This is a genomic window from Pseudomonas sp. JZ134 (assembly GCF_051027695.1).
Classification (GTDB): domain Bacteria; phylum Pseudomonadota; class Gammaproteobacteria; order Pseudomonadales; family Pseudomonadaceae; genus Chryseomonas; species Chryseomonas luteola.
The window spans coordinates 3,857,897-3,883,757 of record NZ_CP069250.1; the positions used below are offsets into that span (position 1 = coordinate 3,857,897).

Annotated in this window: 27 protein-coding genes; 17 read left to right on the top strand and 10 right to left on the bottom strand. The window is 58.4% G+C overall.

The window, feature by feature from the left end:
• Positions 1-106 precede the first annotated feature (106 nt).
• Together JQR86_RS17930 and JQR86_RS17935 are read left to right on the top strand one after the other, a co-directional pair.
• On the top strand, positions 107-1,168 hold the full coding sequence (locus JQR86_RS17930) for an NAD(P)-dependent alcohol dehydrogenase (protein ID WP_150348215.1): 1,062 nt from the start codon (positions 107-109) through the stop codon (positions 1,166-1,168).
• Between the two features lie 118 nt (positions 1,169-1,286).
• Complete coding sequence (locus JQR86_RS17935; RefSeq protein WP_434153984.1) at positions 1,287-2,126, top strand: DMT family transporter; 840 nt, start codon at positions 1,287-1,289, stop codon at positions 2,124-2,126.
• 17 nt (positions 2,127-2,143) lie between these two features.
• On the opposite strand, the gene JQR86_RS17940 is transcribed toward JQR86_RS17935, so the two are convergent.
• The 3 genes from JQR86_RS17940 to JQR86_RS17950 form a co-directional block, all read right to left on the bottom strand.
• Complete coding sequence (locus tag JQR86_RS17940; RefSeq protein ID WP_434153985.1) at positions 2,144-3,157, bottom strand: SDR family oxidoreductase; 1,014 nt, start codon at positions 3,155-3,157, stop codon at positions 2,144-2,146.
• A gap of 79 nt (positions 3,158-3,236) precedes the next feature.
• Positions 3,237-3,668: a hypothetical protein gene (locus JQR86_RS17945; protein ID WP_434153986.1), complete on the bottom strand. Its 432-nt coding sequence runs from the start codon at positions 3,666-3,668 to the stop codon at positions 3,237-3,239.
• A 53-nt stretch (positions 3,669-3,721) separates the two neighbouring features.
• Positions 3,722-4,201 carry a GNAT family N-acetyltransferase gene (locus JQR86_RS17950; RefSeq protein WP_434153987.1) on the bottom strand — a complete coding sequence of 160 codons (480 nt, stop codon included), beginning with the start codon at positions 4,199-4,201 and terminating at the stop codon, positions 3,722-3,724.
• A gap of 181 nt (positions 4,202-4,382) precedes the next feature.
• Here JQR86_RS17950 and JQR86_RS17955 point away from each other — a divergent pair, with 181 nt between their 5' ends.
• Positions 4,383-4,922 (top strand): invasion associated locus B family protein, encoded by a 540-nt coding sequence (locus JQR86_RS17955; protein WP_434153988.1) that lies wholly within the window; start codon positions 4,383-4,385, stop codon positions 4,920-4,922.
• A gap of 259 nt (positions 4,923-5,181) precedes the next feature.
• Entirely contained in the window at positions 5,182-5,523 is a 342-nt protein-coding gene (locus tag JQR86_RS17960; protein WP_434153989.1) for a zinc ribbon domain-containing protein YjdM, read from the top strand.
• A 65-nt stretch (positions 5,524-5,588) separates the two neighbouring features.
• Here JQR86_RS17960 and JQR86_RS17965 read toward each other — a convergent pair whose 3' ends face one another.
• A complete protein-coding gene (locus tag JQR86_RS17965) occupies positions 5,589-6,368 on the bottom strand; it encodes a hypothetical protein (RefSeq protein ID WP_083603127.1) in 780 nt (259 codons plus the stop codon).
• A gap of 565 nt (positions 6,369-6,933) precedes the next feature.
• On the opposite strand from JQR86_RS17965, the gene dctP reads away from it, so the two are divergent.
• The 3 genes from dctP to dctM all read left to right on the top strand — a co-directional run bounded on the left by dctP (position 6,934) and on the right by dctM (position 9,943).
• Positions 6,934-7,926: a C4-dicarboxylate TRAP substrate-binding protein DctP gene (gene dctP / locus JQR86_RS17970; protein WP_010796643.1), complete on the top strand. Its 993-nt coding sequence runs from the start codon at positions 6,934-6,936 to the stop codon at positions 7,924-7,926.
• A gap of 107 nt (positions 7,927-8,033) precedes the next feature.
• Positions 8,034-8,663: a TRAP transporter small permease gene (locus JQR86_RS17975; RefSeq protein ID WP_010796642.1), complete on the top strand. Its 630-nt coding sequence runs from the start codon at positions 8,034-8,036 to the stop codon at positions 8,661-8,663.
• Positions 8,660-9,943, top strand: coding sequence for a C4-dicarboxylate TRAP transporter large permease protein DctM (dctM, locus tag JQR86_RS17980; RefSeq protein ID WP_286787129.1), 1,284 nt, complete (start codon positions 8,660-8,662; stop codon positions 9,941-9,943). The genes JQR86_RS17975 and dctM overlap by 4 nt, the downstream gene beginning before the upstream one ends.
• 57 nt (positions 9,944-10,000) lie before the next feature.
• On the opposite strand, the gene JQR86_RS17985 is transcribed toward dctM, so the two are convergent.
• The 3 genes from JQR86_RS17985 to JQR86_RS17995 form a co-directional block, all read right to left on the bottom strand.
• Positions 10,001-10,702: a DUF1294 domain-containing protein gene (locus JQR86_RS17985; protein WP_434153990.1), complete on the bottom strand. Its 702-nt coding sequence runs from the start codon at positions 10,700-10,702 to the stop codon at positions 10,001-10,003.
• 167 nt (positions 10,703-10,869) lie between these two features.
• Positions 10,870-11,457, bottom strand: a complete 588-nt coding sequence (gene cysC, locus JQR86_RS17990) for an adenylyl-sulfate kinase (protein ID WP_219652464.1) — start codon at positions 11,455-11,457, stop codon at positions 10,870-10,872.
• 8 nt (positions 11,458-11,465) lie between these two features.
• A complete protein-coding gene (locus JQR86_RS17995; protein WP_150348681.1) occupies positions 11,466-12,170 on the bottom strand; it encodes a sulfotransferase family 2 domain-containing protein in 705 nt (234 codons plus the stop codon).
• A 305-nt stretch (positions 12,171-12,475) separates the two neighbouring features.
• On the opposite strand from JQR86_RS17995, the gene JQR86_RS18000 reads away from it, so the two are divergent.
• Entirely contained in the window at positions 12,476-12,775 is a 300-nt protein-coding gene (locus JQR86_RS18000) for a hypothetical protein (RefSeq protein WP_181123629.1), read from the top strand.
• 55 nt (positions 12,776-12,830) lie between these two features.
• On the opposite strand, the gene JQR86_RS18005 is transcribed toward JQR86_RS18000, so the two are convergent.
• A complete protein-coding gene (locus tag JQR86_RS18005; RefSeq protein WP_434153991.1) occupies positions 12,831-14,081 on the bottom strand; it encodes an acyltransferase family protein in 1,251 nt (416 codons plus the stop codon).
• A 226-nt stretch (positions 14,082-14,307) separates the two neighbouring features.
• On the opposite strand from JQR86_RS18005, the gene JQR86_RS18010 reads away from it, so the two are divergent.
• Positions 14,308-14,784: a hypothetical protein gene (locus JQR86_RS18010; RefSeq protein WP_434153992.1), complete on the top strand. Its 477-nt coding sequence runs from the start codon at positions 14,308-14,310 to the stop codon at positions 14,782-14,784.
• Positions 14,785-14,821: 37 nt separating this feature from the next.
• Here JQR86_RS18010 and JQR86_RS18015 read toward each other — a convergent pair whose 3' ends face one another.
• Both JQR86_RS18015 and JQR86_RS18020 read right to left on the bottom strand, forming a co-directional pair.
• The gene (locus tag JQR86_RS18015) at positions 14,822-16,318 is read right to left on the bottom strand and encodes a CoA-acylating methylmalonate-semialdehyde dehydrogenase (protein WP_434153993.1); all 1,497 of its coding nucleotides are present in this window, start codon (positions 16,316-16,318) and stop codon (positions 14,822-14,824) included.
• A gap of 62 nt (positions 16,319-16,380) precedes the next feature.
• Complete coding sequence (locus JQR86_RS18020; RefSeq protein WP_434154952.1) at positions 16,381-17,724, bottom strand: aspartate aminotransferase family protein; 1,344 nt, start codon at positions 17,722-17,724, stop codon at positions 16,381-16,383.
• A gap of 134 nt (positions 17,725-17,858) precedes the next feature.
• Between JQR86_RS18020 and JQR86_RS18025 the strand changes: the two genes are divergently transcribed.
• The 8 genes from JQR86_RS18025 (at position 17,859) to JQR86_RS18060 (ending at position 25,817) form a co-directional block, all read left to right on the top strand.
• On the top strand, positions 17,859-18,782 hold the full coding sequence (locus JQR86_RS18025) for a LysR family transcriptional regulator (protein WP_404626655.1): 924 nt from the start codon (positions 17,859-17,861) through the stop codon (positions 18,780-18,782).
• Between the two features lie 161 nt (positions 18,783-18,943).
• On the top strand, positions 18,944-19,687 hold the full coding sequence (locus JQR86_RS18030) for a gluconate 2-dehydrogenase subunit 3 family protein (protein WP_434153994.1): 744 nt from the start codon (positions 18,944-18,946) through the stop codon (positions 19,685-19,687).
• Positions 19,688-19,690: 3 nt separating this feature from the next.
• A complete protein-coding gene (locus tag JQR86_RS18035; protein ID WP_434153995.1) occupies positions 19,691-21,478 on the top strand; it encodes a GMC family oxidoreductase in 1,788 nt (595 codons plus the stop codon).
• 11 nt (positions 21,479-21,489) lie between these two features.
• The gene (locus JQR86_RS18040) at positions 21,490-22,830 is read left to right on the top strand and encodes a c-type cytochrome (RefSeq protein WP_434153996.1); all 1,341 of its coding nucleotides are present in this window, start codon (positions 21,490-21,492) and stop codon (positions 22,828-22,830) included.
• Between the two features lie 152 nt (positions 22,831-22,982).
• Positions 22,983-23,273: a YkgJ family cysteine cluster protein gene (locus JQR86_RS18045; protein WP_404626940.1), complete on the top strand. Its 291-nt coding sequence runs from the start codon at positions 22,983-22,985 to the stop codon at positions 23,271-23,273.
• Between the two features lie 260 nt (positions 23,274-23,533).
• A complete protein-coding gene (locus JQR86_RS18050) occupies positions 23,534-24,097 on the top strand; it encodes a hypothetical protein (RefSeq protein ID WP_434153997.1) in 564 nt (187 codons plus the stop codon).
• Between the two features lie 188 nt (positions 24,098-24,285).
• Complete coding sequence (gene mltA / locus JQR86_RS18055; RefSeq protein ID WP_434154954.1) at positions 24,286-25,479, top strand: murein transglycosylase A; 1,194 nt, start codon at positions 24,286-24,288, stop codon at positions 25,477-25,479.
• Complete coding sequence (locus tag JQR86_RS18060; protein WP_286787146.1) at positions 25,476-25,817, top strand: FKBP-type peptidyl-prolyl cis-trans isomerase; 342 nt, start codon at positions 25,476-25,478, stop codon at positions 25,815-25,817. The genes mltA and JQR86_RS18060 overlap by 4 nt, the downstream gene beginning before the upstream one ends.
• The last annotated feature ends 44 nt before the right edge of the window (positions 25,818-25,861 follow it).

Sequence of the window (25,861 nt, forward strand, 5' to 3'; positions counted from 1 at the left end):
CGATGAGTCTGATGCGGCGCCTGCCATCGCCCAACGGTGATGTGCGTTGCCTATGCCAGGCAGTCGCCAGATTCGAAGCGCTATCCTTTGTCCTGTGAGGCTCTATATGACCAAAGCATTCGGCTATGCCGCCCTGTCGCCTACCACCCCTCTTGTCCCGCACACCTTTGTGCGCCGTGCTCCGCGCAACGACGATGTAGCCATTGAGATCCTGTACTGCGGTGTGTGCCACTCCGATATCCATCAAGCCCGTAACGAATGGGGAATTGCGGTGTATCCGCTGATGCCCGGCCACGAAATCGTAGGCAAGGTGACCGCTGTGGGTGCCGATGTCAGCCGCTACAAGGTGGGCGATCTGGTTGGCGTAGGCTGTATGGTGGACTCCTGCCGTCATTGCGAAGCATGCCAGAAGGATCTTGAGCAGTACTGCCTGGAAGGCCCCACCATGACCTACGCTTCCCCGGATCGCGTGGATGGCAGCAATACCATGGGTGGCTACTCCGACAGCATCGTGGTCAGCGATCGCTTCGTTGTCAGCATTCCTGAAAAGCTGGATCTGGCTTCCGCAGCACCTATCCTGTGCGCCGGCATCACTACCTATTCTCCGCTCAAGCACTACGGTGTGAAGGCAGGCGACAAGGTAGGCGTACTGGGCATGGGTGGCCTGGGCCACATGGGCATCAAGTTCGCCAAGGCCATGGGCGCGGAAGTCACCGTATTTACCCGCTCGCTATCCAAGGTGGACGAGGCCAAGCGTCAGGGCGCAGACCATGTGATCGTTTCTACCGACGAGGCTCAGATGAAAGCCGCAGCCGGTCGTTTCGACTTCCTGCTCGACACCATTCCGGTGCAGCATGATTTGAATCCCTACCTCGAAACCCTACGCTTTGACGGTGTGCATATCCTGGTCGGCCTGATCGAACCTGTCGAGCCCGCCCTTCATGCCGGCAACCTGGTCATGAAGCGCCGCGTCATTGCCGGCTCGCTCATTGGCGGAATGGCGGAAACCCAGGAAGTGCTGGATTTCTGCGCCGAGCATGGCATTACCTGCGATATCGAGATGCTGGATATCCGCAACATCAACGACGCCTACGAGCGCATGATCAAGGGCGATGTGAAATACCGCTTCGTCATCGACATGGCGACACTGAAGGCGGCACAGGCCTGATGCTGAGGCGGGGCAGCTCAGGCTGCTCCGCTACTGCTCAAACCTTAATCGCGCAATCCGCTTTCACACCTGCCAATTCAGCCTACACTCTGGGCACGTCTTCTGATGCAGAACACGCATGCCTACAACAATACGCACACTGACTTTCACCGCGCTGGCCATGCTGGCCTTTGCGGGCAACTCCCTGCTTTGCCGTCTGGCGCTCAAGCACGCTGAAATCGACCCGGCCAGTTTTACAACGCTACGCATTTTTTCAGGCGCACTCGTGCTGTGGCTTCTACTATGCCAGCAGAACGGCAAACCGGCCGGCAACTGGCCTTCGGCAATCTATCTCTTTATCTATGCGGCGGCCTTTTCCTTTGCCTATACGCACCTGGAAGCAGGTACGGGTGCACTGCTGCTCTTTGGGGCAGTGCAGGTCACCATGATCAGCCTCGGGCTGTTACGTGGCGAGCGGCTGAACCGTTGGGCGACAACAGGGCTGCTCCTTGCGCTGGGTGGGCTGGTCGTCCTGCTCCTACCCGGCGCGACCGCGCCTTCGTTGACGGGTGCACTGTTGATGCTGACATCTGGCGTAGCCTGGGGGCTCTACTCCCTCAAGGGCCGAGGGGTTACCAGCCCGCTGGCCGCTACGGCGGGCAACTTCCTGCTGGCGTCTGTTCCGGCGCTGCTCATCAGCCTGGCCTCGATTGCCTATAGCCACTCAGATCTCATGGGAGTGCTTTACGCCATACTGTCAGGCGCCGTTACCTCGGGACTGGGATATGCGCTCTGGTATACCGCCCTGCGAGGGCTGGGCTCATTGCAAGCCGCTACGGTACAGCTCAGCGTACCGGTACTGACGGCCCTGGCCGGCGCGCTGCTGTTGGGCGAAGCCCTGACGTTACGCCTGTTGCTCACCGCCCTGGCTGTGCTGGGCGGTATCGCGTTGGTGCTTAATACCCGGCAGAAGCCTTGAACCTCTGCCGGAAAGTTTTACGAGCGCTTCATCAGCCTCAGTGCCATCAGCCCCAATCCTGCAATCGCCACTGATGACGCCACCGGGTGCTTGGACATTTTCACGTAATAGCTGCGCGAGCGATACGAGCAGCCCTGGTGCGTCCCACGCTCATGCAGCCCATAACCCGGCTCGTACAAGGCATTGTCTTCCCGGTTACGGGAGGGCCGATCGGCATACTGGGAGTGGTACATGATCTTGTTCATCAGCTTGTCGGTCAGCCGTGGCGACAGCGCCGATAGCCACGCCAGAACCTTGGCCTCGCTGCCCACGAACATATCCCGTTTGGGATTTTCCGCAGCGAACAAAATAGCCTCGGCCACCGCCTCCGGGGGATAGATCATGCCCCGGTGTGCCGGCTGGTTGGGCATATAGCTACGGGCGTGCTCGTTATAGGGCGTATCGATTCGCGCCGGATGCACCAGCGTGACCGAGATGGGGTACTGCTTGTGTTCCAGCTCCATGCGCAGGGCATCGGTCCAACCGTGCAGGGCATGCTTGCTGGTCGAATAGGTCGACTGGACCGGCGTTGCCCGGTCACCGAAAAAGCTGCCCACATTGATGATCGCACCCGGGCCGCCACGCTTGATGAAATAACTGGCCGCCAGACGCGAACCGTAGACGACACCCCAGAAATTAGTGTCGAACATGCGCTTCATGTCTTCGATGGTCACTTCCAGGCAATCGCCAAAAATGGAAACGCCAGCGTTATTGATCCAGGTATCGATATCGCCAAACGTCTCGATAGCCTGCTCAGCAATGCGGGAAACATCCTCTTCCTTGCCAACATCCGCCACCACATAGGCCGCCTGACCGCCCTGCTGCTGAATCTCGGCGCACAATTGCTGGAGCGCCTCTTCATTCCGCGCCGCCACAACGACCTTGGCACCGGCACGCCCAGCCATGCGGGCTGTAACCAGCCCAATGCCGCTGGACGCCCCGGTAATCACTATCACCTGTTGGCTGAGAGGCTTGAGAGGTAGCTTCGCCATGTTCATCTCCTGTCAGAAAGGTATCTATAGTCCTGACAGGAGCCTCGCAGGAGGGTTCGGCTGATTTCAAAATGCCAGACTACCGGAGCGTGTGCAGATTCAAGATGCGCTCCACTTCACTCAATGCAGACTCATCATCCATCAAAGGGATGGCCTTTATGGCCTTGCTAGATGAAACGGGTTGAGTTATCTGCTCATTAACGGTCTCGTGCAAAGAGGCATTATCCAGCGACATAGCAGGCTTGGGTTTGCTTGAAACATAGCCTTGAGGAATAAACTTCTGGTCGAGGCATTGCTCCCGTAGCGCTGAATTGGACAGGCTTTTGCAGCCTTTGCCATTGGACAGCCCACCCGCATTGCATGCCAATTTCTTATCTGGGTCCTGCACAGAGAGGCAATCAAGCGAACCGAAAGTCTTGCCTAGTATGGTCACCAGCGTCTCCGCAGACGCCGTAGTGGTAATACCGATTGAAAGGACAAGACCTAGCAACCTAGCAATGCAACAACGCATCGGCACCTCCTTAAGACTTTATGGATAATTTAGCAGTTACAGACCATAGCCGTTTAACGTGACGACAGCTGCTTTCCCATCGAAACCGACCGTATCCCGTAACCCAGCTCCTCATACAGCCGCTGCGCGCCCTCATTGAAGGCCCACACGGTGAGGCGCATGTCCACTGCTCCTTTTTCCTGAGCCCATTGCTCGGCCAGAAGCATCAACGTACGGCCAACGCCTTCTCCCCGCCGCGTTTCGTCCACACAGATCGAGCCTACGTGGGCATAACGCATTGGATTGAAAAAGGAATGCGTTTCACTGATGAGGTAAACGCTGATGAACCCGATCAGTTCACTGTCCTCTTGCGCCACAAAGGTTGTGGCATTCGCCGCCCCAATCGCACGCCGCCAATTCGCCTCGTCACGTCGCACGTCTTCGGCCGATGCAAAGATCTGCGGCCAAGCCTGGTGATGCATGTCATTGAGCAGCTGCCCCAGCCTGGAAATATCAGCGATGTCATCGGGTGTCGCTTCACGGTAGAGCGGCATTGGAGGTCTCGCAATCACGTCTGATAAGGAAGAGGCCAAAGGCCATGAGGCATTATGTAGCCTCGCCATCAGCCTGCCGTGACGGCATTCTGATCTTCCTGTGTCGTCATAAGGGCAGCATCAATCGGGTCAAATGACCTATGCTGTACGTCATCACTCTTCACAACTGCAAGGAAGAAACATGAAACAGAACGGCTTTCTCCCGGCGCTGGCCTTTTCGACCATGCTGCTGACGGGAGCCGGCCTGTCCACTACGGTACAGGCACAAACCGCGCCTGGCGATGCACAGGGCAAGCCTACCGCGACAGAAACCTACGGTGACTGGTCGGTGATCTGCCGGAACGTTCCTGAAGAAGGCAAGGTTTGCGCCATGTCTCAGGTTATCAACAACAAGGATGGGCAGCGCATGCTGGCCATCGAGCTGCGTCCTGGAAAAGAGGGCTTGGGCGGGTTCATGGTATTGCCCTTTGGCGTTGCCGTAACCAAAGGCGTGCGCTTGCAGGTGGATGACCAGGACACCCGAACGGTGGATTTCCATACCTGCCTGCCGGTTGGCTGCATCGCCCCGCTGGAGTTTGACAACAACCAGCTCAAGGCCCTGCGCAAGGGCAAGGCGCTTAATGTAACGGCGGCCATCGCCACCGGCGGCGAGGCCCACGGCCCGCTGTCACTCAAAGGCTTTACCAAGGCAGCCGAGCGCACCCGTGCGTTGATGAAATAAGCTGGCCGCTCTGGAAGGAGACTGGCATAGGCAGTCTCCTTCATGCCCTCATGCTCCTGCCTGGCGCGGTCTTGCCAAATCAGGAGCGTCGAACCATGCACTTGAATAGCGTTACCGCACATCACGCGGTTCTTTGGTACAAGGCTGATTGCGCCGGTCGATGCGTTGAGCATCATGATTAGGCGCTAACTGCTGCATCAGCAGAATGCGATAAAACCCTATATAATGTCAGGCTTTTATCGCCCACCAAGGAAGTCCAGTGAGCACATTGCCGCCCTGCCCTCAATGCAATTCCGAATTCACCTACGAAGACGGTACCCAGCTCGTTTGCCCAGAATGCGGACACGAGTGGTCTGCCGCCGAAACTGCGGAAGCCTCCGAGGGCGGTAAGGTCATCAAGGATTCAGTAGGCAATACGCTGCAGGACGGCGATACCGTTACGGTCATCAAGGATTTGAAAGTGAAAGGCTCATCCCTGGTCGTGAAGGTCGGCACCAAGGTCAAGAATATTCGTCTGGTTGAAGGCGATCACGATATCGATTGTAAGATCGACGGCATTGGCGCGATGAAGCTCAAGTCGGAATTCGTGAGAAAGGTCTGATACCTCGCTGATCCTGCCGCCCTTGGTTAGCGTGCCCTGTGAATAGACAGGGCAGCCACGCTGCATTACTGAACCGGCAGGAAGTTCATGAATAGCAGGCTTTGTGCGTAGCTCACCCCCAAGCGCCGATAACGCTCGTCCAGCACCTCGCTGATAAGATCGAGCCGCGCCACAATCTTGCCAAACTCCACCGCAAAGCTCAGGTTGCGTCCATCCTTGGACAACTGATTGGCCAGCAGTAAACGCTTACCCTGCAAGTCCTTGCGCTGCCCCAGCATCCAGGTCGCCTTTTCGATATTGCGGGCAGCATTGTTGATGAACTCGGCGCTGATCGTATCGGTGATATAGAACTCCATCCGACCGCCGTGGGCAGTGATCAGCATGGTGCCAATGGCATAGATGAACGCGCCGGCCCGGTCGCCCTGAAACTCGGGACTCAAGGCATAGCTGAGCGCCTGGATATCCCTCAGGCCATTGAGCGAAGGCAGGTCACGGTTCTGCTCGATAGCCGTCTGGATGAGCTTTTCTGCCGCCTCGATCGTTGGCTGCCCCGTCTTGCGCCACTCGGCCGGATTGCGGCGGTACAGCTTATCCAGCAGTCGATAGAGGCTGTTGAGGTTGTCACGCATCGCCAGCGTGGCCATACGGTCCACATTGGTCTGGAAGAACTCGCCGGCATCAGCCGAATCATCCTTGTTCATGATGTCGGAATGGCTGAGCTGCCCGCAGCCGCCCAACGTGAAGAGCAGGGAAACCACCAGCAGCATTGTGCAGCAAGGACGGTACAGCTGTACGCGTCGGATCAGTGCAGCGAGCGGAAAAAAACAGGGAAACACAGAGATCATCGGCTTTCGTCAATTACTGCCCGGACGCTTAGTCCCGCGCAAGGTAGGCCAGTTCAGCCGGACAGTAAAAACGATGCGCTCACCTGATGCTGTGCGATACCCCTAGGAAATAAAGATCGGCCCTTAAAAGTGCTGATTCGCAAATGCTGCGTTTAATCGACGCACGGTTTTCAACTCAAACAGTTAGCAAAAAATGCCAATTACGACACAACTGAGCAAAATATGTCGCAATTAGGCAGTCCAGCAGTGGCGAAAAACCGCCAACCAGCGACATTAGTGGCGGATTACCGCCAACGCTTAGCAAAAGCTCTGCCGCCTCGTTAAGAGGGCTAGACCGATGGTACCCAAGAGACTTCCAGGCGGTGCTCTAGAGCGCCTGTCTTGAAATCATTGTGACATGGTATTGCACACCAGCGATCCCTACCGTTTCTCGGCATATTGCTTGCCCTATGATTTGTAGAGGCGAACTCTGCGTGTGCCGTCTAAGGTCGTTAATGATTAACGAATTCTGATATACATGCTGCCCTCACTGCCTCACCAATAATCACAACAAAGGAATACAGGTATGTTCAAGATGACGCTCAAGGCTCTGGCCTGCGCACTCGCGCTTGGTGCTGCCGGATTGGCTAATGCTGCAGATCCCATCGTAATCAAGTTCTCCCATGTCGTAGCCGAGCACACACCCAAAGGGCAAGGTGCCATTCTGTTCAAGAAGCTGGCGGAAGAGCGACTGCCCGGCAAGGTAAAGGTCGAGGTCTATCCGAACTCGTCCCTGTTCGGCGACGGCAAGGAAATGGAAGCGCTGTTGCTGGGTGATGTGCAGATCATTGCGCCGTCACTGGCCAAGTTCGAGCATTACACCAAGCAGATACAGGTATTTGACCTGCCCTTCCTGTTCAATGACATGGCCGCCGTGGACCGCTTCCAGCAGAGCCCCGCGGGGCAGAACCTGCTCAAGTCCATGGAAGACAAGAACATCACCGGGCTGGGGTACTGGCATAACGGGCTGAAGCAGCTGTCTGCCAACAAGCCTTTACGCGAACCCAAGGATGCCCGTGGATTGAAGTTCCGTGTCCAGGCGTCTGCCGTGCTTGAAGAGCAGTTCAAGGCAGTGCGCGCTAACCCGCGCAAGATGAGCTTTGCCGAGGTATATCAGGGCCTGCAGACCGGTGTGGTCAATGGTGCTGAAAACCCTTACTCCAACATCTACAGCCAGAAGATGTATGAAGTGCAGAAGTACATCACCGAGTCCAACCACGGCCTTCTGGACTACATGCTGATCACCAATACCAAGTTCTGGAATGGTCTGCCTGCCGACGTGCGCAGCGAGCTGGACAAGATCGTTGTGGAAGTCACGGCTGAAGTGAACAAGCAGGCTGATGCCCTGAACCAGGGCGACAAGCAGCGCATCCTGGATGCCAAGACCACCGAGATCATCACCCTGACGCCTGAAGAGCGGGCCAAGTGGCGCGATGCCATGAAGCCGGTTTGGCAGAAGTTCGAAGGCGAGATCGGTGCTGACTTGATCAAGGCCGCTGACGCGTCCAACCAGATCTAAGCACACCCCTGTAGCGCAGGCGAGCCCAGTGCCGCCTGCGCAGTGACGGATGGGCGGCCCTCGGCTGGCCCATCCCACGTCTGCCCTGCTTGGCGGGAGATCAATCGATGAGCGCCCTACGACGTATCTGGGACCACTTCGAGGAAGGTTTCATTGCCTTTCTCCTGGCGGCCATGACGCTTGTGACCTTCACCTACGTAATCCTCAATAACTTCTATACGCCTTTCTATACCCTGGGTGACTACCTGGGCGGCAACGAAACGGTGCTGGCCATTGGTGACAAAATCCTCGACATGGCGCAGTCCATGACCTGGAGCAGCGCCCTGACCAAAGCCCTGTTCGCCTGGCTGATCTTTTTCGGTCTGGCCTATGGCGTGCGCACGGCAGGCCATATTGGTGTCGACGCACTGGTCAAGCTGGCCAGCAAGCCGGTTCAGCGCATCATTGGCCTGATCGCCTGTCTGTGCTGCCTGGGTTATGCGGGCCTCATCGCCGTTGCCAGTTTCGATTGGGTCCAGACTCTGCTAGGCGCCAGCATTGGCGCAGAGGACCTGGGCCATTTCGGGATCAAACAATGGCATATCACCCTGATCGTGCCGTTCGGCTATGCCATGGTATTCATTCGCTTCCTGGAAATTCTGGTCAGGATCATACGCAACCAGCAGACCGGCCTTGGGCTGGCCGACGAGGCCGCCGATGCCTTGAAACTCAAAGAGCATGAGGGAGAGAAACCATGACCGTCATCTTTCTCTTCGTCGTGCTGTTTGCACTGATGTTTATCGGCGTTCCGATTGCCGTGTCGCTGGGTCTGGCCGGCTCGGTCACCATCATGCTGTTCAGCCCCGACTCGGTTCGTTCACTGGCGATCAAGCTGTTCGAGACGTCCGAGCATTACACCCTGCTGGCGATTCCGTTCTTCCTGCTGTCTGGCGCGTTCATGACAACGGGCGGTGTGGCAAAGCGGCTGATCGATTTCGCTAACGCCTGCGTAGGCCACATCCGCGGCGGTCTGGCCATCTCGGCCGTACTGGCGTGCATGCTGTTTGCGGCCCTGTCCGGCTCGTCTCCGGCCACGGTGGCGGCGGTAGGTTCCATTGCCATTGCCGGGATGGTCCGCTCCGGCTACCCACAGGCTTTTGGTGCGGGAATCGTTTGTAATGCGGGCACCCTGGGCATTCTGATTCCACCGTCCATTGTGATGGTGGTTTATGCGGCGGCTACCGAGCAGTCGGTGGGCAAACTGTTCATGGCCGGCGTGATCCCCGGTCTGCTGCTGGGCGTGGTGTTGATGGTGGCGATCTATATCGTCGCCCGAAAGATGAACCTGCCCGCCTTGCCTCGTGCGTCGCTGCGTGAGCTTCTTACCACGGCGCGCAAGGCGATCTGGGGCTTGCTGCTGATGGTGATCATCCTCGGCGGGATCTATTCGGGTATGTTCACTCCAACTGAGGCCGCGGCCGTCGCGGCAGTTTATGCCGGATTCGTGGCCCTGTTCGTGTATAAGGACATGACCCTCCGCGACTGCCCGAAGGTGCTGCTGGAGTCCGGCAAGCTGAGCATCATGCTGATGTTCATCATTGCCAACGCCATGCTCTTTGCCCATGTACTGACTACGGAACAGATACCTCAGCAGATCACCGCCTGGGTGGTTGAAATGGGCCTGCAACCCTGGCAGTTCCTACTGGTTGTGAACGTTCTGCTGCTGGTAGCCGGTGCGTTCATGGAGCCGTCGGCCATCATCCTGATCCTGGCGCCCATCCTCTTCCCCATCGCCGTTCAACTGGGAATAGACCCGATCCACCTGGGTATCATCATGGTCGTAAACATGGAGATCGGCCTGATCACGCCGCCGGTCGGGTTGAACCTATTCGTAACATCCGCTGTGACAGGTATGCCGCTGGCGAATGTTATCCGCGCGGCCTGGCCGTGGCTGATGCTGCTGATCAGCTTCCTTCTGATCATCACTTACATCCCGGCGATCTCGCTGGCGCTGCCTAACTGGCTGGGCATGAGCTGATCGCTCACGGTGCCCATCCTTGCAGCCCGGCTTTTATGCCGGGCTGTTTCATTTCGTTTAAAAGAACAAAGGCACGCGGTCAAGCAGATGCAGGCGGTGGAAAAATAGCTCATCCGCCCACAACGTCTGATGCAGCAGCACGATGATCCAGAAGACGGCCTGATAGCTCACCTTGCGGGTCTTGTGGCGAAAGACCTGTTGCGCCACAAGACCACCCGGCCAACCGCCGGCCAACTCAAGTATGTGCAGGGTTTTCTCAGGGATACGCCGCTGCGCCTTCAGTGCGCTCTGCTTGTCATGCCAATAGAACAGGAAGGCCACCAGGCTTGCGCTACCATAGAGGGCCAGCGGGAAGAGGCTGTATCGTGTAGACAGAACATGCAAACTTCCCCAAACAGGCAACACGCAAAGTACCGCGAAGAGGACGAGCTTGACCGGCAGGTCCTGGATACCGCCATGGCGCTGTTGACGCGGACGTGGTGTCTGGGCAGACCGGGAAGCCGTTCTGGCAGGCGTGGATCGTTGACGGATGGACGGTTTGTCCAGCGTCATGCCTGCATTCAGACGAATATGCTCCGCCCGCAGACGCCCTTTGCCGTCAGGCCCCGCGACATACAGGACCTTTTCACCGGCTACCGGCCGCCGATCACCCCGTACCGCTGAAATATGAGCGAACACCTCATCCCCGCCCTGCTCCGGCCGGATGAACCCAAAGCCCTTTTCGTCATTCCAGCTCTTCAACGTCCCGCGCTGTTCCATCGTCCGCTCTGCCTGGAAAAAGCAGGCATGCTACCGGAACGACAGAAGTCAGTAACAGGGCGGACAGTGGATGGGTATTGCGTGCCCTACCCATCCGCTTACCTCTAAGTACTTCGGAAACGCATCCTCCGCTCAACCCTTTCGGCTGTCTTACTTACCCGTTCAGCTCAGGCCTCTGGCGTCAGCAATTCGATCAATGCCTGCGTTGCCTCGGGAATAGACAGGCGCGCTGTGTCGATTTCGCAATCAGCATCATAAGGTGGCTCGTAGGGACTATCGAACCCGGTAAAATTGTGGATTCTTCCCTCTCGCGCGGCGCGGTACAGCCCCTTGGGATCACGCCGTGCACACTCCTCAAATGATGTGCTGACGTACACGCAACGAAACTGGCCCGGCTCGAACAAGGCCCGCGCGGCATCACGATCGGCCTGGAACGGTGAAATCGCCGAGACGATCACCACCAATCCCGCCTCTACCATCAGCTTCGCCACCTCGGCTATTCGCCGGATATTTTCGCTCCGCTCCGCCGCCGACATCCCCAGGTCACGGCATAGCCCATTGCGCAGGTTATCGCCGTCCAGCACGTAGGCATGCAGCCCGCGCTGGTGCAGTGCCAGATCAAGGCTGTTCGCCAGGGTAGACTTGCCCGCACCGGAAAGCCCGGTCAGCCACAGGCAACAAGGCTTTTGCCCCAACGCCTGTGCACGCGCCGAGGCGGGCAGGGTCAGATCATAAGGCCGGATACAGCTTCCCATCAGTGTCCTCACGCATAACCTAATAATTCGAAATCACGTGCATACACCCGACGAATCAGCCGACGTGTGCGCGCCGTACAAAAGGCATGCGCAGGCCCCGCCTCCCGCTGCCGCGACGGATTGATATGTGGCAGCGTCGCCGACAGGTCCAAGATATCCGTCAGTCGAGCGAAATCTTCCTCAAGCGACTCCTGGCGCCCAATGAAATCCATTGCCAGCCGCCCCAGGGAATCTGTCAGAAAGTCGGTCTGCGGCGCGAAGTGAATCTGCCGCCGGATGTTGTCCTCATGCAGCCACTGTGCGACGAACGTATTGAAATTGTCATAGCGCGACATCAACCGCCATGCAGAAAGATCGCGCGCGATGGGCTCATTTCCCCTTAAAAAGGCAAATGCTGAATACGCCCGCTCCAGCGGATGGCGCACAAAGGTAAATTTGAAACTCTGTTCGAAGGCCTCGGGAAACTGCTGCTCATACCAATACAGCGGCAGATGCCCCGGTCGCCAGCCATCAAACAAGGCCTTGCACAGGCTGCTTCCGGCGCACTTGGGTACATGGATGAATAGGCAGTTTTGATCGGCAAACGGCTTGGGAAAAATCACATTCCCGGACATTACCTTGTTCACCACTTGCCGATCGACCACCGAAAGACGACCCAGCAGAAAGCTTCGCTGCGCCTTGGGGATAAGCTTCCATAGATACCGCTGCAACATACCTGTTTGTACCGCCTGAATTTTGCGCAAAGCCATCCGTAGATACACATGGCTGAAAAGGCGAAAAGGCTAGCAGAGGCCCTCGCCATTTAAGGTTTCGAGTAGGTAAAAGCCATGTAAAGGCGCTGATACAGAAGCGATCTGCCTCACGCGGCTACTTTTGTTCTGAATAAGCGTACAAACCGCTCTACACTGGGCTTTCGGCCATTTCGCCTGCTATGCGGCTGTGTATCGCCTGGGTAAAGTCGGCACGACAGCCGGGAGGGCTGTGCTTAGATAGCTCAACAACACGACAAGGACCGGGTATGAAACAAGCACCCCTTCTTTCTACAGCTGCACTGGCGTTGGGCCTGTTTGGCAGCGTTGCGCTGGCCGATCAGGAGCCGCCGCCCCGCGGCCAGCATGACCGTATGCCGCCGCCCGCGGCGTTTGAAGTGTGCGAAGGTAAGCCTGTCGGCGCGCCAGTCATGCTTACTCTGCCTGACGGCAAGGCACTCAAAGGCGTCTGCAAGGACTTCCAGGGCCGGCTCGCCGCCATGCCTGAGCATATGCCACCGCCACCCAAAGACGGCGCCCCGCCCGGCTCTCCGCCAGACGCGCGATAGACTCTATAAAAAACCGCCTCTAAGGACGGTTTTTTATAACTAATACAGAGCGCGTCTAAGCGCCCCGACCTTTCCTGTATTTCTGAGGCAGGTGCGCCTCCAGCCAACGGCGCAGGGGGCCGATCAGAAAACGTTGAATCAACAGTCCCAGGCCAATAACTACGATCAGGTGAGGGATAAGGCTCCACAGGGGAATGGTGACCACATCGCCCAACACATCGCTGACGGCATCACTGATCGCGTCGCTAGCGGCCTCATGCGCCTGAGTAAAGAAGGCCAACAGATGCCGCGTCCACGGATCGATCAGGATGATCATGGGTGTGTGGATGGCAAAGATGCACAGCGATGCCTCACCCAGCCGCCGGGCCAGTTGTTGCAGGGAGGCGCTTTCCGGTGCGCGGAAGGTAGCGCAGGCCAGTAGTAGCAAGCCCTGAAAAGGCGTCAGCAGACCATTGTGAACCAGATAGAACCAGCGGCGGCCGTCCTGCTGCAAGAGCCATGCGCCGATGAAAAGACCGCTCAAGCCAACGGCAATCAGGCAGTACCGGTAGCGCTCTGCCAGTTGGGCCAGGGAAGGCTCCTGCAAGGCGCGATAAAGAATGATGCCAATCAAAAACTCCGGCAGGCGAATTACCGGGTTGCGATGGATAACGCCTACGGTCACATAGTCATAGGCATGCAGCCAGGTCGCCAACAAAGGCACCAGCAGGTAAGCGCCCCATAATGCGAACCCTATCAGTATCCAGCGGCGCGCCGCCATCAGGCGTGGCGCAAGCAAGGGGAACAGGATATAGAAGAACAGCAGGGCAGAAATGGACCAGGTCGCACCGTTGAGCCAGAGAAAGCGCGGCTCCCAGGACTGAAGCAGCAGGATCTGCATCAAGATATGAACACCTGCCATGAGCCAGGAGATGGGCAGCAATTCCTCCAGCCCCTCGCCATCCTCCAGCGACGCGTAGGGATGCTGGTTGTAATACACCGGCACACCGTCTGCCGAGGGGGCATTCATCGCCAGTACACCCAGCGCGATGGCCAACGTCATCAGGTGGATGGGATAGAGATTGCACAATCGCCGGGCGATAAAACCGGCCTGGCTGCCCTTCATTTTGCCCTGATCATCCAGGCAGACATGCGCCAGCAGAAAGCCGGACAACAGGAAGAAAGTGCTAGTCGCGTAAAAGCCCATGCCGACGAGCTTTTGAAAAAGCCACGGTGCGTCACCGTACAGGCCGCCCAGGTGGTAGACCACCATGTAAAGGGCCATTAGAAAACGAAGCCATTCAAGGCCGTAGTAATGCTTGGTCATAGTGAAGGCGAAACGATCAAAGCAGTCATCGAACCGTCATTATGCCAACATTGGACGCCGGCTCGTTGCAGGATGTGTTAGCGCGCTGAAACACCTTGGCCATGCATCGACCGCCTTCGCGCCTGAAACATCAATTTCCGCAATGGTCGTTATCTCTGCGCTTCATTTCTAGCATCAAGCGATTGATTCGATAATGAACGTATCGAATCTTCTTGCTGAGGCAACCATGAACACGCTTATCCAACACGGTAAGGCAGCCTTGCTGATCGCGCCCCTGTTACTGGCAGGCTGTGCAATCAGTGCCCCGTTTAACGCAGCCCCCGAAAGCAACACAGCTCAGGCACCGGCTAGAACCCAGGGCGGATCGCTGACCGTCAATCGCATCGAGCCCGCTGCCGGGCAATACGTCCTGAGCCTTGCGACAACAGCGCAGCACCCCTCCTACTCGGATTGCAGCACTGCGCTGGTCACTTCCGGCACGGATCAGTTCCAGGCCGATGTCGTGCAGCGCCAGCAGTACACCAAGTCGGACTACAACGTCACGTACGACCTGACACTAAGTAACGCTCAGATGCAACGTCTGACAGGTAATGACACCTTGAACGTTCAACTATGCAATGTTCAGTACTCGGTGTCACACGCGCAGATCAATGACCTGCAAGCCAAATTTCTGGCCGTGACCAAGCCGAGTCCTCAGGCTTGAGGGCTAGCCGACAGACCAGCCCTTGACCGTACCGTAATCAGCCGTTACTCGGAAACGCAAACTGCGCCGCTTCATGGCTGGCGCGTTGTGGCCAGCGTTGGGTGATGGTTTTGCGGCGGGTGTAGAAGCGTACGCCGTCCGGGCCGTAGGCGGCGAGGTCGCCGAAGATCGAGCGCTTCCAGCCGCCAAAGCTGTGGTAAGCCACCGGAACGGGTAGCGGGACGTTGATGCCGACCATGCCTACTTCGATCTCGTCGCTGAAGAGCCGTGCGGACTCGCCGTCGCGGGTAAAAATGCAAGTGCCGTTGCCGTATTCATGGGCGTTGATCAGGTCAATGGCGTCTTCCAGGCTGTTGACACGCACCACGCATAGCACCGGGCCAAAGATCTCTTCTTTATAGATACGCATCTCCGGCGTGACGTGATCGAACAGGCAACCGCCGAGGAAGAAGCCGTTGCTGTGGTCGGCAACCTTGAGGCTGCGACCGTCGACAACCAGCTTGGCACCCGCCGCTTCGCCGTCTTGTACATAGCCGGTGACTTTTTCCAGCGCGGCCCTGGTGACCAGTGGGCCCATGTCGAGCCCCTTGCAGGTGCCGGGGCCAACCTTGAGGCTTTGGATTTGTGGCGTCAGGCGCTCGATCAGCGCATCGGCAATCTGATCACCCACGCACACGGCCACGGAGATGGCCATGCAGCGCTCGCCGCAGGAGCCGTAGGCGGCACCCATCAGTGCGCTGACGGCGTTGTCCAGGTCGGCATCAGGCATCAGCACCGCGTGGTTCTTCGCACCGCCCAGGGCTTGGACGCGCTTGCCGCGGGCCGCGCCTTCCTTATAGATGTATTCGGCAATTGGGGTAGAGCCGACAAAGCTCAGCGCCTTGACCTCAGGTGCCTGGATCAGTGCATCCACGGCATCCTTGTCGCCATGCACCACGTTGAGCACGCCCTTGGGCAGACCGGCTTCATATAGGAGTTCGGCAATCAGCAGTGTGGAGCTGGGGTCGCGCTCGGAGGGTTTGAGGATAAAGCAGTTGCCGCAGGCAATCGCCAGCGGGTACATCCACAGCGGCACCATGGCCGGGAAGTTGAACGGCGTGATACCGGCAACCACGCCCAGCGGCTGGAAGTCGGACCAGCTGTCGATGGCGGGACCGGCGTTGCGGCTGTACTCGCCCTTGAGCAGTTCGGGCGCGGCGGTGGCATACTCGACGTTCTCGATACCGCGCTTGAGTTCACCAGAGGCGTCTTCCAGCGTCTTGCCGTGCTCTTCGCTGATCAGCTGCACGATGCGCTGCTCGTTCTGCTCCAGGAGTTGCTTGAAGCGGAACAGGACCTGGGCGCGCTTGGCCGGCGGGGTGTTGCGCCACGCGGGGAAAGCCGCCTTGGCCGCGTCGATGGCCTTTTGCACGGTGTCGCGGCTGGCCAACGGCACCTGATGAATGACTTCGCCAGTTGAAGGGTTGTAGACATCTGCCGTGCGCCCGCTGTCGGCAAAGGCTTCGCCGTTGATGAGGTGATTCAAGGTGGTCATATCGATTCCTTGTAAAGGCGGCGCGTCGGGTTAGCCGTGGCGCGCCGCTGTACGAAAAATAATCAAGCCGTAGCGTTGAGGGCTTCGCCTACAGCATCGAACAGGCGGTCCAGTTCTTCCGGCGTGCTGATAAAGGGCGGGCCAAATTGCAGGGTGTCGCCGCCGAAGCGGACGTAGAAACCGGCCTTCCACAGTTTCAGCGAGGCTTCGTAGGGGCGGACAATCGCATCGCCATCACGCGGGGCGAGCTGGATCGCACCGGCCAAGCCGTAGTTACGGATATCGACGATGTGCTTGGCACCGCGCACGCCGTGGATACGCTGCTCGAAGTGCGGCGCCAGTTCGGCTACGCGCTGTATGAGGTTATCCCGCTCCAGAATTTCCAGCGCAGCCAGTCCTGCCGCGCAGGCGACCGGATGCGCGGAGTAGGTGTAGCCGTGGCCAAACTCGACGGCGTAATCCGGCGTGCCCTGGTTCATGAAGGTGTCGTGGATTTCGCTGGTCGCAACCACCGCACCCATAGGGATCACGCCGTTGGTGATCTGCTTAGCGAGGTTCATGATGTCGGGCGTGACGCCAAAACTCTCCGCACCAAACATGGAGCCGGTGCGGCCAAAGCCGGTAATGACCTCATCGAAAATCAATAAGATGTTGTGCTGAGTACAGATCTCGCGCAGGCGTTGCAGGTAGCCCTCCGGCGGCACGATCACGCCTGCCGAGCCGGACATAGGCTCGACGATGACCGCCGCGATGTTGGACGCATCGTGCAGTTCGATCAGCTTGAGCATTTCGTTTGCCAGCTCAACGCCGGTCTTGGGCATGCCTTTGGTAAATTCGTTACCCGGCAGCAGGGTATGCGGCAGGTGATCGGCATCCATCAGCTGGCCGTACATCTTGCGGTTGGCGCCAATGCCGCCCAGGCTGGTGCCCGCGATGTTTACTCCGTGGTAACCGCGGGCGCGGCCGATCATTTTGGTCTTGGTGGCCTGCCCTTTCAGGCGCCAGTAGGCCCGAGCCATTTTCACAGCCGTATCGGCGCATTCGGAGCCTGAGTTGACAAAGAACACGTGATTCAGGTCGCCCGGCGTCAGGCTGGCGATCTTTTCGGCCAGCTTGAAGGACAGCGGATGGCCGTACTGGAAACCCGGTGAATAATCGAGTTGCAGGGCCTGTTTGCCTACCGCCTCGGCAATCTCCTTGCGCCCATGCCCCGCTCCTACACACCACAGCGCGGAAAGGCTGTCGTACAGCTTGCGGCCCTGATCGTCCGTCAGGTACGCGCCCTCAGCCGCCACCAGAATGCGCGGGTCCTTTTTGAACGCACGGTTGGCGGTATAGGGCATCCAGTGATGGGTCAGGTCGAGTTCGCTGGCGAGCGGTGGCGATACGGTCAGGGGCTGGTTCATGCAGGGCCTCGGGGTACAAGACATGAGCTGGACGGGGCGATAGGAATCGTCCCGACGAAAGCCTCAGCTTGAGCCTGACCTTGGATGAGTTAAAGCGTATTCTTCTTACGTTTACTCAAGAAAAAACTTACCTAATGAGCGCACCTCGCAAAGCCCCGCTTGGCCAAGTCAGCGATTTTGATATCCGCCTCCTGCGTCTGTTCAAAACGGTGGCGGAATGCGGGAGCTTTGCCGCGGCGGAAAGTGCACTAGGCATCACCCGCTCGGCTATTAGCCTGCACATGGGCGACCTGGAAAAACGGTTGGGGATGCGCTTGTGCCAGCGCGGCCGCGCCGGGTTTGCACTCACGGATGAAGGCCGGGAAGTGCTGCGGGCCAGCCAGAGCCTGCTGGCTGCGCTGGAAGGTTTTCGCAGCGAGGTGAACGCCCTGCATCAGCAACTGCGGGGCGAGTTGAACATCGGCATCATCAATAACCTCGTCACCTTGCCGCAAATGCGCGTGACCCATGCGCTGCGCAAACTGAAGGCATTGGGACCGGGTGTGCGGGTGAACATTGGCATGATGACGCCGGGCGAAATCGAACGTGGGGTGCTGGACGGACGGCTGCATATTGGCGTGGTCCCGCTGATCAACCCGCTGTCCGGCCTGGAATACACAGCGCTTTATGAGGAACGCTCGCAACTGTATTGCAGCCATGAGCACCCTTTGTTCCACCGGCCCGATGAGGAGATTCCGGATGAGGCGCTACGCATGGCCGATGCTGTGGCGCCGAACTATCGATTGACGGCCGAGGCGTTGGAGCGGCACCAGACGCTCAACTGTACGGCCACTGCATCGGACCGCGAAGGGATTGCCTTTCTGCTGCATACCGGCAGTTACATCGGGTATCTGCCAGATCATTATGCCGCCAGCTGGGTGATGCAGGGTGTCCTGCGGCCGCTCAAGCCGGAGCGTTTCTTTTACTCCATTCCGCTCTGTGCCGCGATGCGCAAGGGCCGCCGCCCCAACCTGATCCTCCAGCGGTTTCTGGAAGCGCTTGAGCATACCCAGGCCTGATGGGCTATACGTTCTTATCCATACGTTTTAAAGGGTCATCAGGAACCTGCCCGCGGCGCGCCGGTCGATGGTGAGGCAATCTGTCGCAGATCCGCACAAATTGTTACACTTAAATGCTTAGCTTACTAACATTTAAAGCCTGATGGCTGATGGGAACCCTCATGTCCGTTGATGATACGTCTAACGCCCGCCGCGACTTTCTACGTAAGTCTCTAACCCTGATCCCCGTGGTGACACTTGCCACTACAGGCGGCGCCAGCCTGGCTCTGGCGGAGACGAAGGAGCGACAGCGTGACGAGGATAAGCCGGGCCAGAGCGCCCGCGCAGACGCCTATCAGCCTACCTTTTTCACGCCGGAAGAATGGACGTTTATCCATGCCGCCGTCGCCCGGCTGATTCCCGCTGATGATCGCGGCCCTGGTGCGGTGGAGGCTGGTGTACCGGAGTACATCGACCGGCAGATGAATACCCCCTATGCCCAAGGGGCGAAGTGGTACATGCAGGGGCCTTTCCAACCCGATGCACCTTCGGAGATGGGGTACCAGCTCAAGCTCAATCCGCAACAGGTTTTCCGCCTGGGCATCAAGGCCGCGGATGACTGGTCGCGCCAGCAACACGGCAAGCCGTTTGCCGAGCTGGATACCGGCACCCAGGATGCCGCACTTCGTCAGTTTGAAGCCGGTGAGGCCGAGTTCGCCCCGCTTCCTGCCAAGACCTTCTTTGCCGCTCTGTTGCAAAGCACCAAAGAAGGCTTTTTCTGCGACCCGATCCATGGTGGCAATAAGGATATGGTGGGCTGGAAGCTAGTGGGCTTTCCCGGCGCCCGCGCCGACTTTATGGATTGGGTGGAGCGCGATGTGGCGTACCCCTTCCCGCCGGTTTCCATCCGCGGCGAGAGGGCTTGATCCATGGCAAAAGTGATGCAGAAAGCCGATGCGGTGATCGTAGGCTTTGGCTGGACTGGAGCCATCATGGCTAAAGAACTGACCGAAGCGGGTCTTTCCGTGGTCGCGCTGGAGCGTGGCCCAATGCGTGATACCTACCCGGACGGTTCCTACCCACAGGTGATCGACGAGCTGACCTACAGCATCCGTCGCAAGCTGTTCGTGGACACATCCAAAGAAACCGTCACCATTCGCCACAACGTGAGCCAGACGGCACTGCCCTATCGTCAGCTCGGCGCCTTTCTGCCCGGCGATGGCGTAGGCGGTGCGGGTTTGCACTGGTCCGGCGTGCATCTGCGGGTCGACCCGGTAGAGCTGCGCCTGCGCAGTCACTATGAGGAGCGGTACGGCAAGAATTTCATCCCAGATGGTATGACCATCCAGGACTTTGGCGTGACCTACGAGGAGCTGGAGCCGTACTTCGATTTTGCCGAAAAAGTCTTCGGCACCTCTGGTCAGGCCTGGACGGTAAAGGGTGAGTTGGTTGGCAAAGGCAAGGGCGGCAACCCCTTTGCGCCGGACCGCTCCGATCACTTTCCGCTCACGCCGCAAAAGAACACGGTGTCGGCGCAGCTGTTTCAGAAGGCCGCCTGGGATGTGGGCTACCACCCTTATGACCTGCCCTCGGCTAATACCTCCGGCCCCTACACTAATCCCTACGGCTGCCAGATGGGGCCGTGCAATTTCTGCGGATATTGCAGTGGGTACGTCTGCTACATGTACTCCAAGTCTTCGCCTAACCTGAACATCCTGCCGGCGCTGCGCCAGGAACCCAAGTTCGAACTGCGCGCCGATGCCCACGTGCTGAAGGTCAACTTGACCGACGACAAGAAGCTCGCCACTGGCGTGACCTATGTGGACGCCCAGGGCAACGAGATTGAGCAACCGGCCGATATCGTCATTCTCGGCGCTTTCCAGTTCAACAACGTGCGGCTGATGCTGCTTTCAGGCATCGGCAAGCCCTATGACCCGAAAACCGGCGAAGGCGTGGTCGGCAGAAACTTCGCCTACCAGAACATGGCGACCATCAAGGCCTACTTCGACAAGGACCAGCACTTCACCAACCCCTTTATCGGTGCGGGCGGTAATGGCGTGGCGGTGGATGACTTCAATGCCGATAACTTTGACCACGGCCCTCACGGCTTTGTAGGTGGCTCGCCGTTCTGGGTGAACCAGGCGGGCACGCGCCCCATCGCCGGTGTAAGCAATCCTCCGGGCACGCCCAATTGGGGCAGCCAGTGGAAGGCGGCGGCGGCCGATTACTACAACCATCAGCTGTCCATGGATGCCCACGGAGCGCACCAGTCTTACCGCGATAACTACCTGGACCTCGATCCGACCTACAAGGATGCGTATGGAATGCCGCTCCTGCGCATGACTTTCGACTGGAAGGAAAACGACATCAAGATGACGCACTTCATGGTCGACAAGATGAAGCGCATCGCCGAAGCCATGAATCCCAAGGCCATCAACGTACAGGTCAAGGCGCCGGGAACGCATTTCAATACGGTCAGCTATCAGACCACCCACCTGAACGGCGGCGCCATCATGGGTACCGACCCCAAAACCAGCGCCCTCAACCGTTACCTGCAGAGCTGGGATGTGCACAACGTGTTCGTTCCGGGCGCCTCGGCTTTCCCACAGGGGCTGGGCTACAACCCGACAGGCCTTGTGGCAGCCCTCACCTACTGGTCGGCACGCGCCATCCGCAAACAGTACCTGAAAAACCCTGGCCCACTGGTGCAGGCATGAGGACGTCGACCATGAAAGCACTCATCTCTGCACTGGCCCTGGGGTTCATCGCTCTGCCTGCTTTTGCTCAAGAGGCCAGACCTGATCAGGAATTGATCAAGAAAGGCGAATACTTGGCTCGCGCCGGTGACTGTGTGGCCTGTCATACGGCAGCCGGTGGCAAGCCCTTCGCTGGCGGCCTGCCCATGGGAACACCTATCGGCACCATTTACTCGACCAACATCACGCCGGATAAGGAAACCGGCATTGGCAATTACAGTTTCGAGGATTTCGACAAGGCGGTACGCCACGGCATCGCCAAGGAAGGGCATTCGCTCTATCCGGCCATGCCGTATCCCTCTTATGCACGCGTCACCGAAGAGGACATGCGCGCCCTGTACGCCTACTTCATGCACGGCGTTCAACCGGTGACTCAGCCCAACCAGGACGTGGCGATTCCCTGGCCGCTGTCGATGCGCTGGCCCCTGGCTGTCTGGCGCAAGCTGTTCGCGCCGGAGGTTGCCGACTTCAAACCGGCGCAGGGCATGGACCCGGTGGTTGCCCGTGGCGCCTATCTGGTGGAGGGCCTGGGCCATTGCGGTGCCTGCCACACACCCCGTGGCATTGCCATGCAGGAAAAAGCCCTCAGCGATGCCGACGGCAAGGACTTCCTCGCGGGTAGCGCCCCGCTGGAAGGCTGGGTTGCCAAAAGCCTGCGCAATGACCACAAGGAAGGCATTGCCCGGTGGGACGAGGCGCAGCTGGTGGAATTCCTCAAGACAGGCCGCTCGGATGACATGGCCGTCTTTGGTGGCATGACGCAGGTGGTTGAGCACAGCCTGCAGTACATGAGCGACGAGGATTTGACCGCAATCGTCCGTTACCTGAAGACGCTTTCGCCGGTCCATCCGGACGCCCCACCCTATCAGCGCAACAATGCCGTTTCCGAGATGCTGGTAAAAGGGGATGAAAGCAAGCGCGGCGCAGCGGTCTACATCGACAACTGCAACGCCTGCCACCGCTCGGATGGCCTGGGCTACACCCGGGCGTTCCCGGCACTGGCCGGTAACACGGTGGTGCAGACGGAAGACCCGACGTCCCTTATCCACATCGTACTGGAAGGGGGCAAGCTGCCGGGTCTCAAGAGTGCGCCCTCGACAATCGTCATGCCTGCCTTCGGCTGGCGGTTGAGCGATCAGCAGGTAGCGGATGTGGTGACCTTTATCCGGACCAGCTGGGGCAACAAGGGCGGTCCGGTGGATGCCGATGCCGTCGCCAAACTGCGCAACAGCGATAATCGCACCACCTCGGGCGATGACATCGGGCAAACGGCGTATGGCAATCAGCCGGAGCAGAATCCGACGCCCCGGTAATCGGTCGCTGACGGAACGCAGGCAGACATGAGAGGCCTGCGGTCCGTCAGTTTTCTTCCTGATGGATCATTCTTCGTTTTGAGCAGGCCTTAACTGTCGGTAATCTTGCAGCCTGCCTTTACGCCGGTGATCACGTGATTCCGCTCCATAACCTGCCTGCCTCTGCGCCGCCCGCCAAGCCCGAACCCAGTGTCACTTGTGACACCTGTGCGGCCAAGTGCTGCCGTCTGGAAGTCATGCTGATTACGGATACCGGCGTTCCCATGCGCTTTATCGAGGAAGACCAATGGGGCTCGATGACCATGGCGCGCCTGGACGACGGCTGGTGCGCCGCGCTGGATCGAAAAACCATGCGATGCAGCATCTATGAGAATCGCCCTTTGATCTGCCGCGAATTCGAGATGGGTGGGGACGACTGCCTGGAAGAGCGCAACGCCTTCTGATAACCAGAGCACGCCCTAATAGATAGGCTACTCAGCGAGTACATTCGCTGTATGTAAGTCTGTATGCAAGGCATTATGTGTGCCCGAGCGTTTTAGTGGCCGTTGTCGACAGAGCAATCGACAGGCACGGCATTTTCAAAAGGCGAATCCGCTTCCAAATTGAACAATAGTTGTACACCGGGCGAACCGATGCCCTTTATGCACGTCAATATCGACCAATTGAAATGATCCTTGCGTTCTGTTCCACGGAGAGGAAGCCCATGCATTTTATGGCCCTTTGGATGGCTTTGTCACTTTTGCCCTTGAGCTGCCTGGCAGATCTCAAGGTTGACCTGACCGATTACATCGTGCAGGCCTCGGAACCCAAGCGGACCGAGACGTTAGCTAAGTTGCCGCCTATCATTGAGCAATTCGGCAAGTCGCTGGGCTGCTCCTTCTCGATGGACCCACGCAATATCATCCCCTACCAGCTGGATGGAAAATCGGTTTTCCTGGCGGTGTACGAGCTGGATGTCGGCTGCAGCGGCACACCTACCGCCACTCGGCCGCTCATGGCCATCCTGCGCCAGAGCCCGGGCGGCGACTATTTCATCGATGCCGATTACTCGATGCCCAAGCAGAGCTCAACAGAACTTCCCAAGCATATCAGTAGCCTTTTTATCCGAAACGATGACCTCTGGTATCAGGGACTCACCTTCAAGGCAGCCGATGCGTCCTGCTGTCCGACACTGGATGTCACTGGCCGTATCGCCCTGGAAAATGGCGTATGGAAAGAACATCAGCGCATGCCGCTGGAACGCATTCCGAGCACTGTAACGCCATGATCTTCCGCATGGAGCTGGTTATAATTTAACCAGCCACGGCAGGCCTACCTGACTGTTTTGCAACATGATTCAGCAGGTGGGAAAGTCAGGATCGGCATTTGACGTCACGGCCTGATTTCACCAAGCTACCGGCTCACTCATCGACAAGAACAGTTGACGTGCTTGCCTATCGTTACCCCTGGCGGCTCATGGCCTGTGCCGCCGTATCTCTATTAGCCTTGCTGGCCGGTTGTGACGACGGCTCCAAGTTCAAGCAAAAGCCGCCGCCCAAACCGCCGGAAGTTGCCACCTACACTCCTGTCCGCTGGGAGGATCTTCCTGTCACCAGTGACGCCGACCTTATGGCAGGCTTCAAGGCTTGGCAGGCAGGCTGCGAGAAGCTCAAGAACAACGAGGCTTGGAGTGGACCATGTCTGGCAGCCGCGCAGGTCCCGTATGATCCACGCGCCGTACGGGACTTTCTCAAAAGCCAGCTACAGGTCTACAGCCTGCGCTCTTTGAAGGGCGAGCATGGCCTTATTACGGGCTATTACGAGCCGGTCTACCACGGCAGCCTTGTGCAGGATGAAGCCCATCCTGTGCCGGTCTATGGCACACCTACCGACCTGATTACCGTCGATCTGGCCAGCATTTACCCTGAACTCAAGGGGAAACGCCTGCGAGGCCGACTCGAAGGCCAGACGCTCAAACCCTATGATGACGCCGCCACCATCATGCAGCAGGGTGTAGATGCCCCTGTACTGGCCTGGCTGCGTGATCCGATGGACCTGCAATTCTTACAGATCCAGGGCTCGGGCCGTGTTGAACTGGAAGATGGTCGCCAGTTGCGTATCGGGTACGCAAATCAGAACGGGTATCCCTACAAGCCTATCGGCCGCTGGCTGGTGGAGCAGGGGCTGCTGCAAAAGGAAGAGGTCAGCATGAGCAAGATTCGCGAGTGGGCCACGGCCAACCCGGATCGTGTGCCGGAGCTCTTGGGCAGTAACCCGAGCTATGTGTTTTTCAGCCAACGCCCGGACAGCAACGAAGCACCCCGCGGCTCGTTGAACGTTCCATTGACGCCCGGCTACAGCGTAGCCATTGATCGCAAGGTGATTCCGCTGGGCAGCCTGCTCTGGCTGTCCACTACCCGCCCGGATGGCAGCCCCGTGATTCGCCCGGTAGCCGCACAGGATACCGGTGGCGCCATTACGGGAGAGGTCCGTGCCGATCTTTTCTGGGGCACAGGTGATGATGCCGGCGAGCTGGCCGGCCATATGAAGCAGGACGGCCGAATCTGGATGCTTTGGCCAAAAGGCGCTCCCCTGCCGGACGCAGCGCCCAAACCTGCGGTTACGCCTGAAAAGCCGCAGAATCCAACGAACACAGAGAACACCCCATGAGCAACGAACTGACGATTGAAGATATCCAGCTGGGCGAAGGCAAGGAAGCTGTCAAAGGTGCCCTGATCACGACCCAGTACCGAGGCACTCTGGAAGATGGCACCGTATTCGACTCTTCATACGAAAAGGGTCGGCCGTTCCAGTGCGTCATCGGCACGGGCCGAGTCATCAAGGGCTGGGATATCGGGTTAATGGGGATGAAGGTGGGCGGCAAACGCAGGCTGTTCGTGCCGGCGCACCTGGCCTATGGTGAGCGCCAGATTGGCGCGCATATCAAACCGAACTCGAACCTGATCTTCGAGATCGAGCTGCTGGAAGTCCTCACCCGGGACGATTGAATCTATAAAGGGCTGCGAGCAAATACATTTTGCCTCGCAGCCCT

What these genes read in the sequence shown, in the direction of transcription:
- JQR86_RS17935 (WP_434153984.1), top strand. Translation starts at nt 1,287, where the DNA reads ATGCCTACAACAATACGCACACTGACTTTCACCGCGCTGGCCATGCTG.
- mltA (WP_434154954.1), top strand. Translation starts at nt 24,286, where the DNA reads ATGGCCTGTGCCGCCGTATCTCTATTAGCCTTGCTGGCCGGTTGTGAC.
- JQR86_RS18030 (WP_434153994.1), top strand. Translation starts at nt 18,944, where the DNA reads ATGTCCGTTGATGATACGTCTAACGCCCGCCGCGACTTTCTACGTAAG.
- JQR86_RS17975 (WP_010796642.1), top strand. Translation starts at nt 8,034, where the DNA reads ATGAGCGCCCTACGACGTATCTGGGACCACTTCGAGGAAGGTTTCATT.
- cysC (WP_219652464.1), bottom strand. Translation starts at nt 11,457, where the DNA reads ATGGGAAGCTGTATCCGGCCTTATGATCTGACCCTGCCCGCCTCGGCG.
- dctM (WP_286787129.1), top strand. Translation starts at nt 8,660, where the DNA reads ATGACCGTCATCTTTCTCTTCGTCGTGCTGTTTGCACTGATGTTTATC.
- JQR86_RS18000 (WP_181123629.1), top strand. Translation starts at nt 12,476, where the DNA reads ATGAAACAAGCACCCCTTCTTTCTACAGCTGCACTGGCGTTGGGCCTG.
- JQR86_RS18015 (WP_434153993.1), bottom strand. Translation starts at nt 16,318, where the DNA reads ATGACCACCTTGAATCACCTCATCAACGGCGAAGCCTTTGCCGACAGC.
- dctP (WP_010796643.1), top strand. Translation starts at nt 6,934, where the DNA reads ATGTTCAAGATGACGCTCAAGGCTCTGGCCTGCGCACTCGCGCTTGGT.
- JQR86_RS18050 (WP_434153997.1), top strand. Translation starts at nt 23,534, where the DNA reads ATGCATTTTATGGCCCTTTGGATGGCTTTGTCACTTTTGCCCTTGAGC.
- JQR86_RS17945 (WP_434153986.1), bottom strand. Translation starts at nt 3,668, where the DNA reads ATGCGTTGTTGCATTGCTAGGTTGCTAGGTCTTGTCCTTTCAATCGGT.
- JQR86_RS17995 (WP_150348681.1), bottom strand. Translation starts at nt 12,170, where the DNA reads ATGTTGCAGCGGTATCTATGGAAGCTTATCCCCAAGGCGCAGCGAAGC.
- JQR86_RS17955 (WP_434153988.1), top strand. Translation starts at nt 4,383, where the DNA reads ATGAAACAGAACGGCTTTCTCCCGGCGCTGGCCTTTTCGACCATGCTG.
- JQR86_RS17940 (WP_434153985.1), bottom strand. Translation starts at nt 3,157, where the DNA reads ATGGCGAAGCTACCTCTCAAGCCTCTCAGCCAACAGGTGATAGTGATT.
- JQR86_RS18025 (WP_404626655.1), top strand. Translation starts at nt 17,859, where the DNA reads ATGAGCGCACCTCGCAAAGCCCCGCTTGGCCAAGTCAGCGATTTTGAT.
- JQR86_RS18010 (WP_434153992.1), top strand. Translation starts at nt 14,308, where the DNA reads ATGAACACGCTTATCCAACACGGTAAGGCAGCCTTGCTGATCGCGCCC.
- JQR86_RS17950 (WP_434153987.1), bottom strand. Translation starts at nt 4,201, where the DNA reads ATGCCGCTCTACCGTGAAGCGACACCCGATGACATCGCTGATATTTCC.
- JQR86_RS17985 (WP_434153990.1), bottom strand. Translation starts at nt 10,702, where the DNA reads ATGGAACAGCGCGGGACGTTGAAGAGCTGGAATGACGAAAAGGGCTTT.
- JQR86_RS18060 (WP_286787146.1), top strand. Translation starts at nt 25,476, where the DNA reads ATGAGCAACGAACTGACGATTGAAGATATCCAGCTGGGCGAAGGCAAG.
- JQR86_RS18020 (WP_434154952.1), bottom strand. Translation starts at nt 17,724, where the DNA reads ATGAACCAGCCCCTGACCGTATCGCCACCGCTCGCCAGCGAACTCGAC.
- JQR86_RS18005 (WP_434153991.1), bottom strand. Translation starts at nt 14,081, where the DNA reads ATGACCAAGCATTACTACGGCCTTGAATGGCTTCGTTTTCTAATGGCC.
- JQR86_RS17930 (WP_150348215.1), top strand. Translation starts at nt 107, where the DNA reads ATGACCAAAGCATTCGGCTATGCCGCCCTGTCGCCTACCACCCCTCTT.
- JQR86_RS18035 (WP_434153995.1), top strand. Translation starts at nt 19,691, where the DNA reads ATGGCAAAAGTGATGCAGAAAGCCGATGCGGTGATCGTAGGCTTTGGC.
- JQR86_RS17965 (WP_083603127.1), bottom strand. Translation starts at nt 6,368, where the DNA reads ATGATCTCTGTGTTTCCCTGTTTTTTTCCGCTCGCTGCACTGATCCGA.
- JQR86_RS18040 (WP_434153996.1), top strand. Translation starts at nt 21,490, where the DNA reads ATGAAAGCACTCATCTCTGCACTGGCCCTGGGGTTCATCGCTCTGCCT.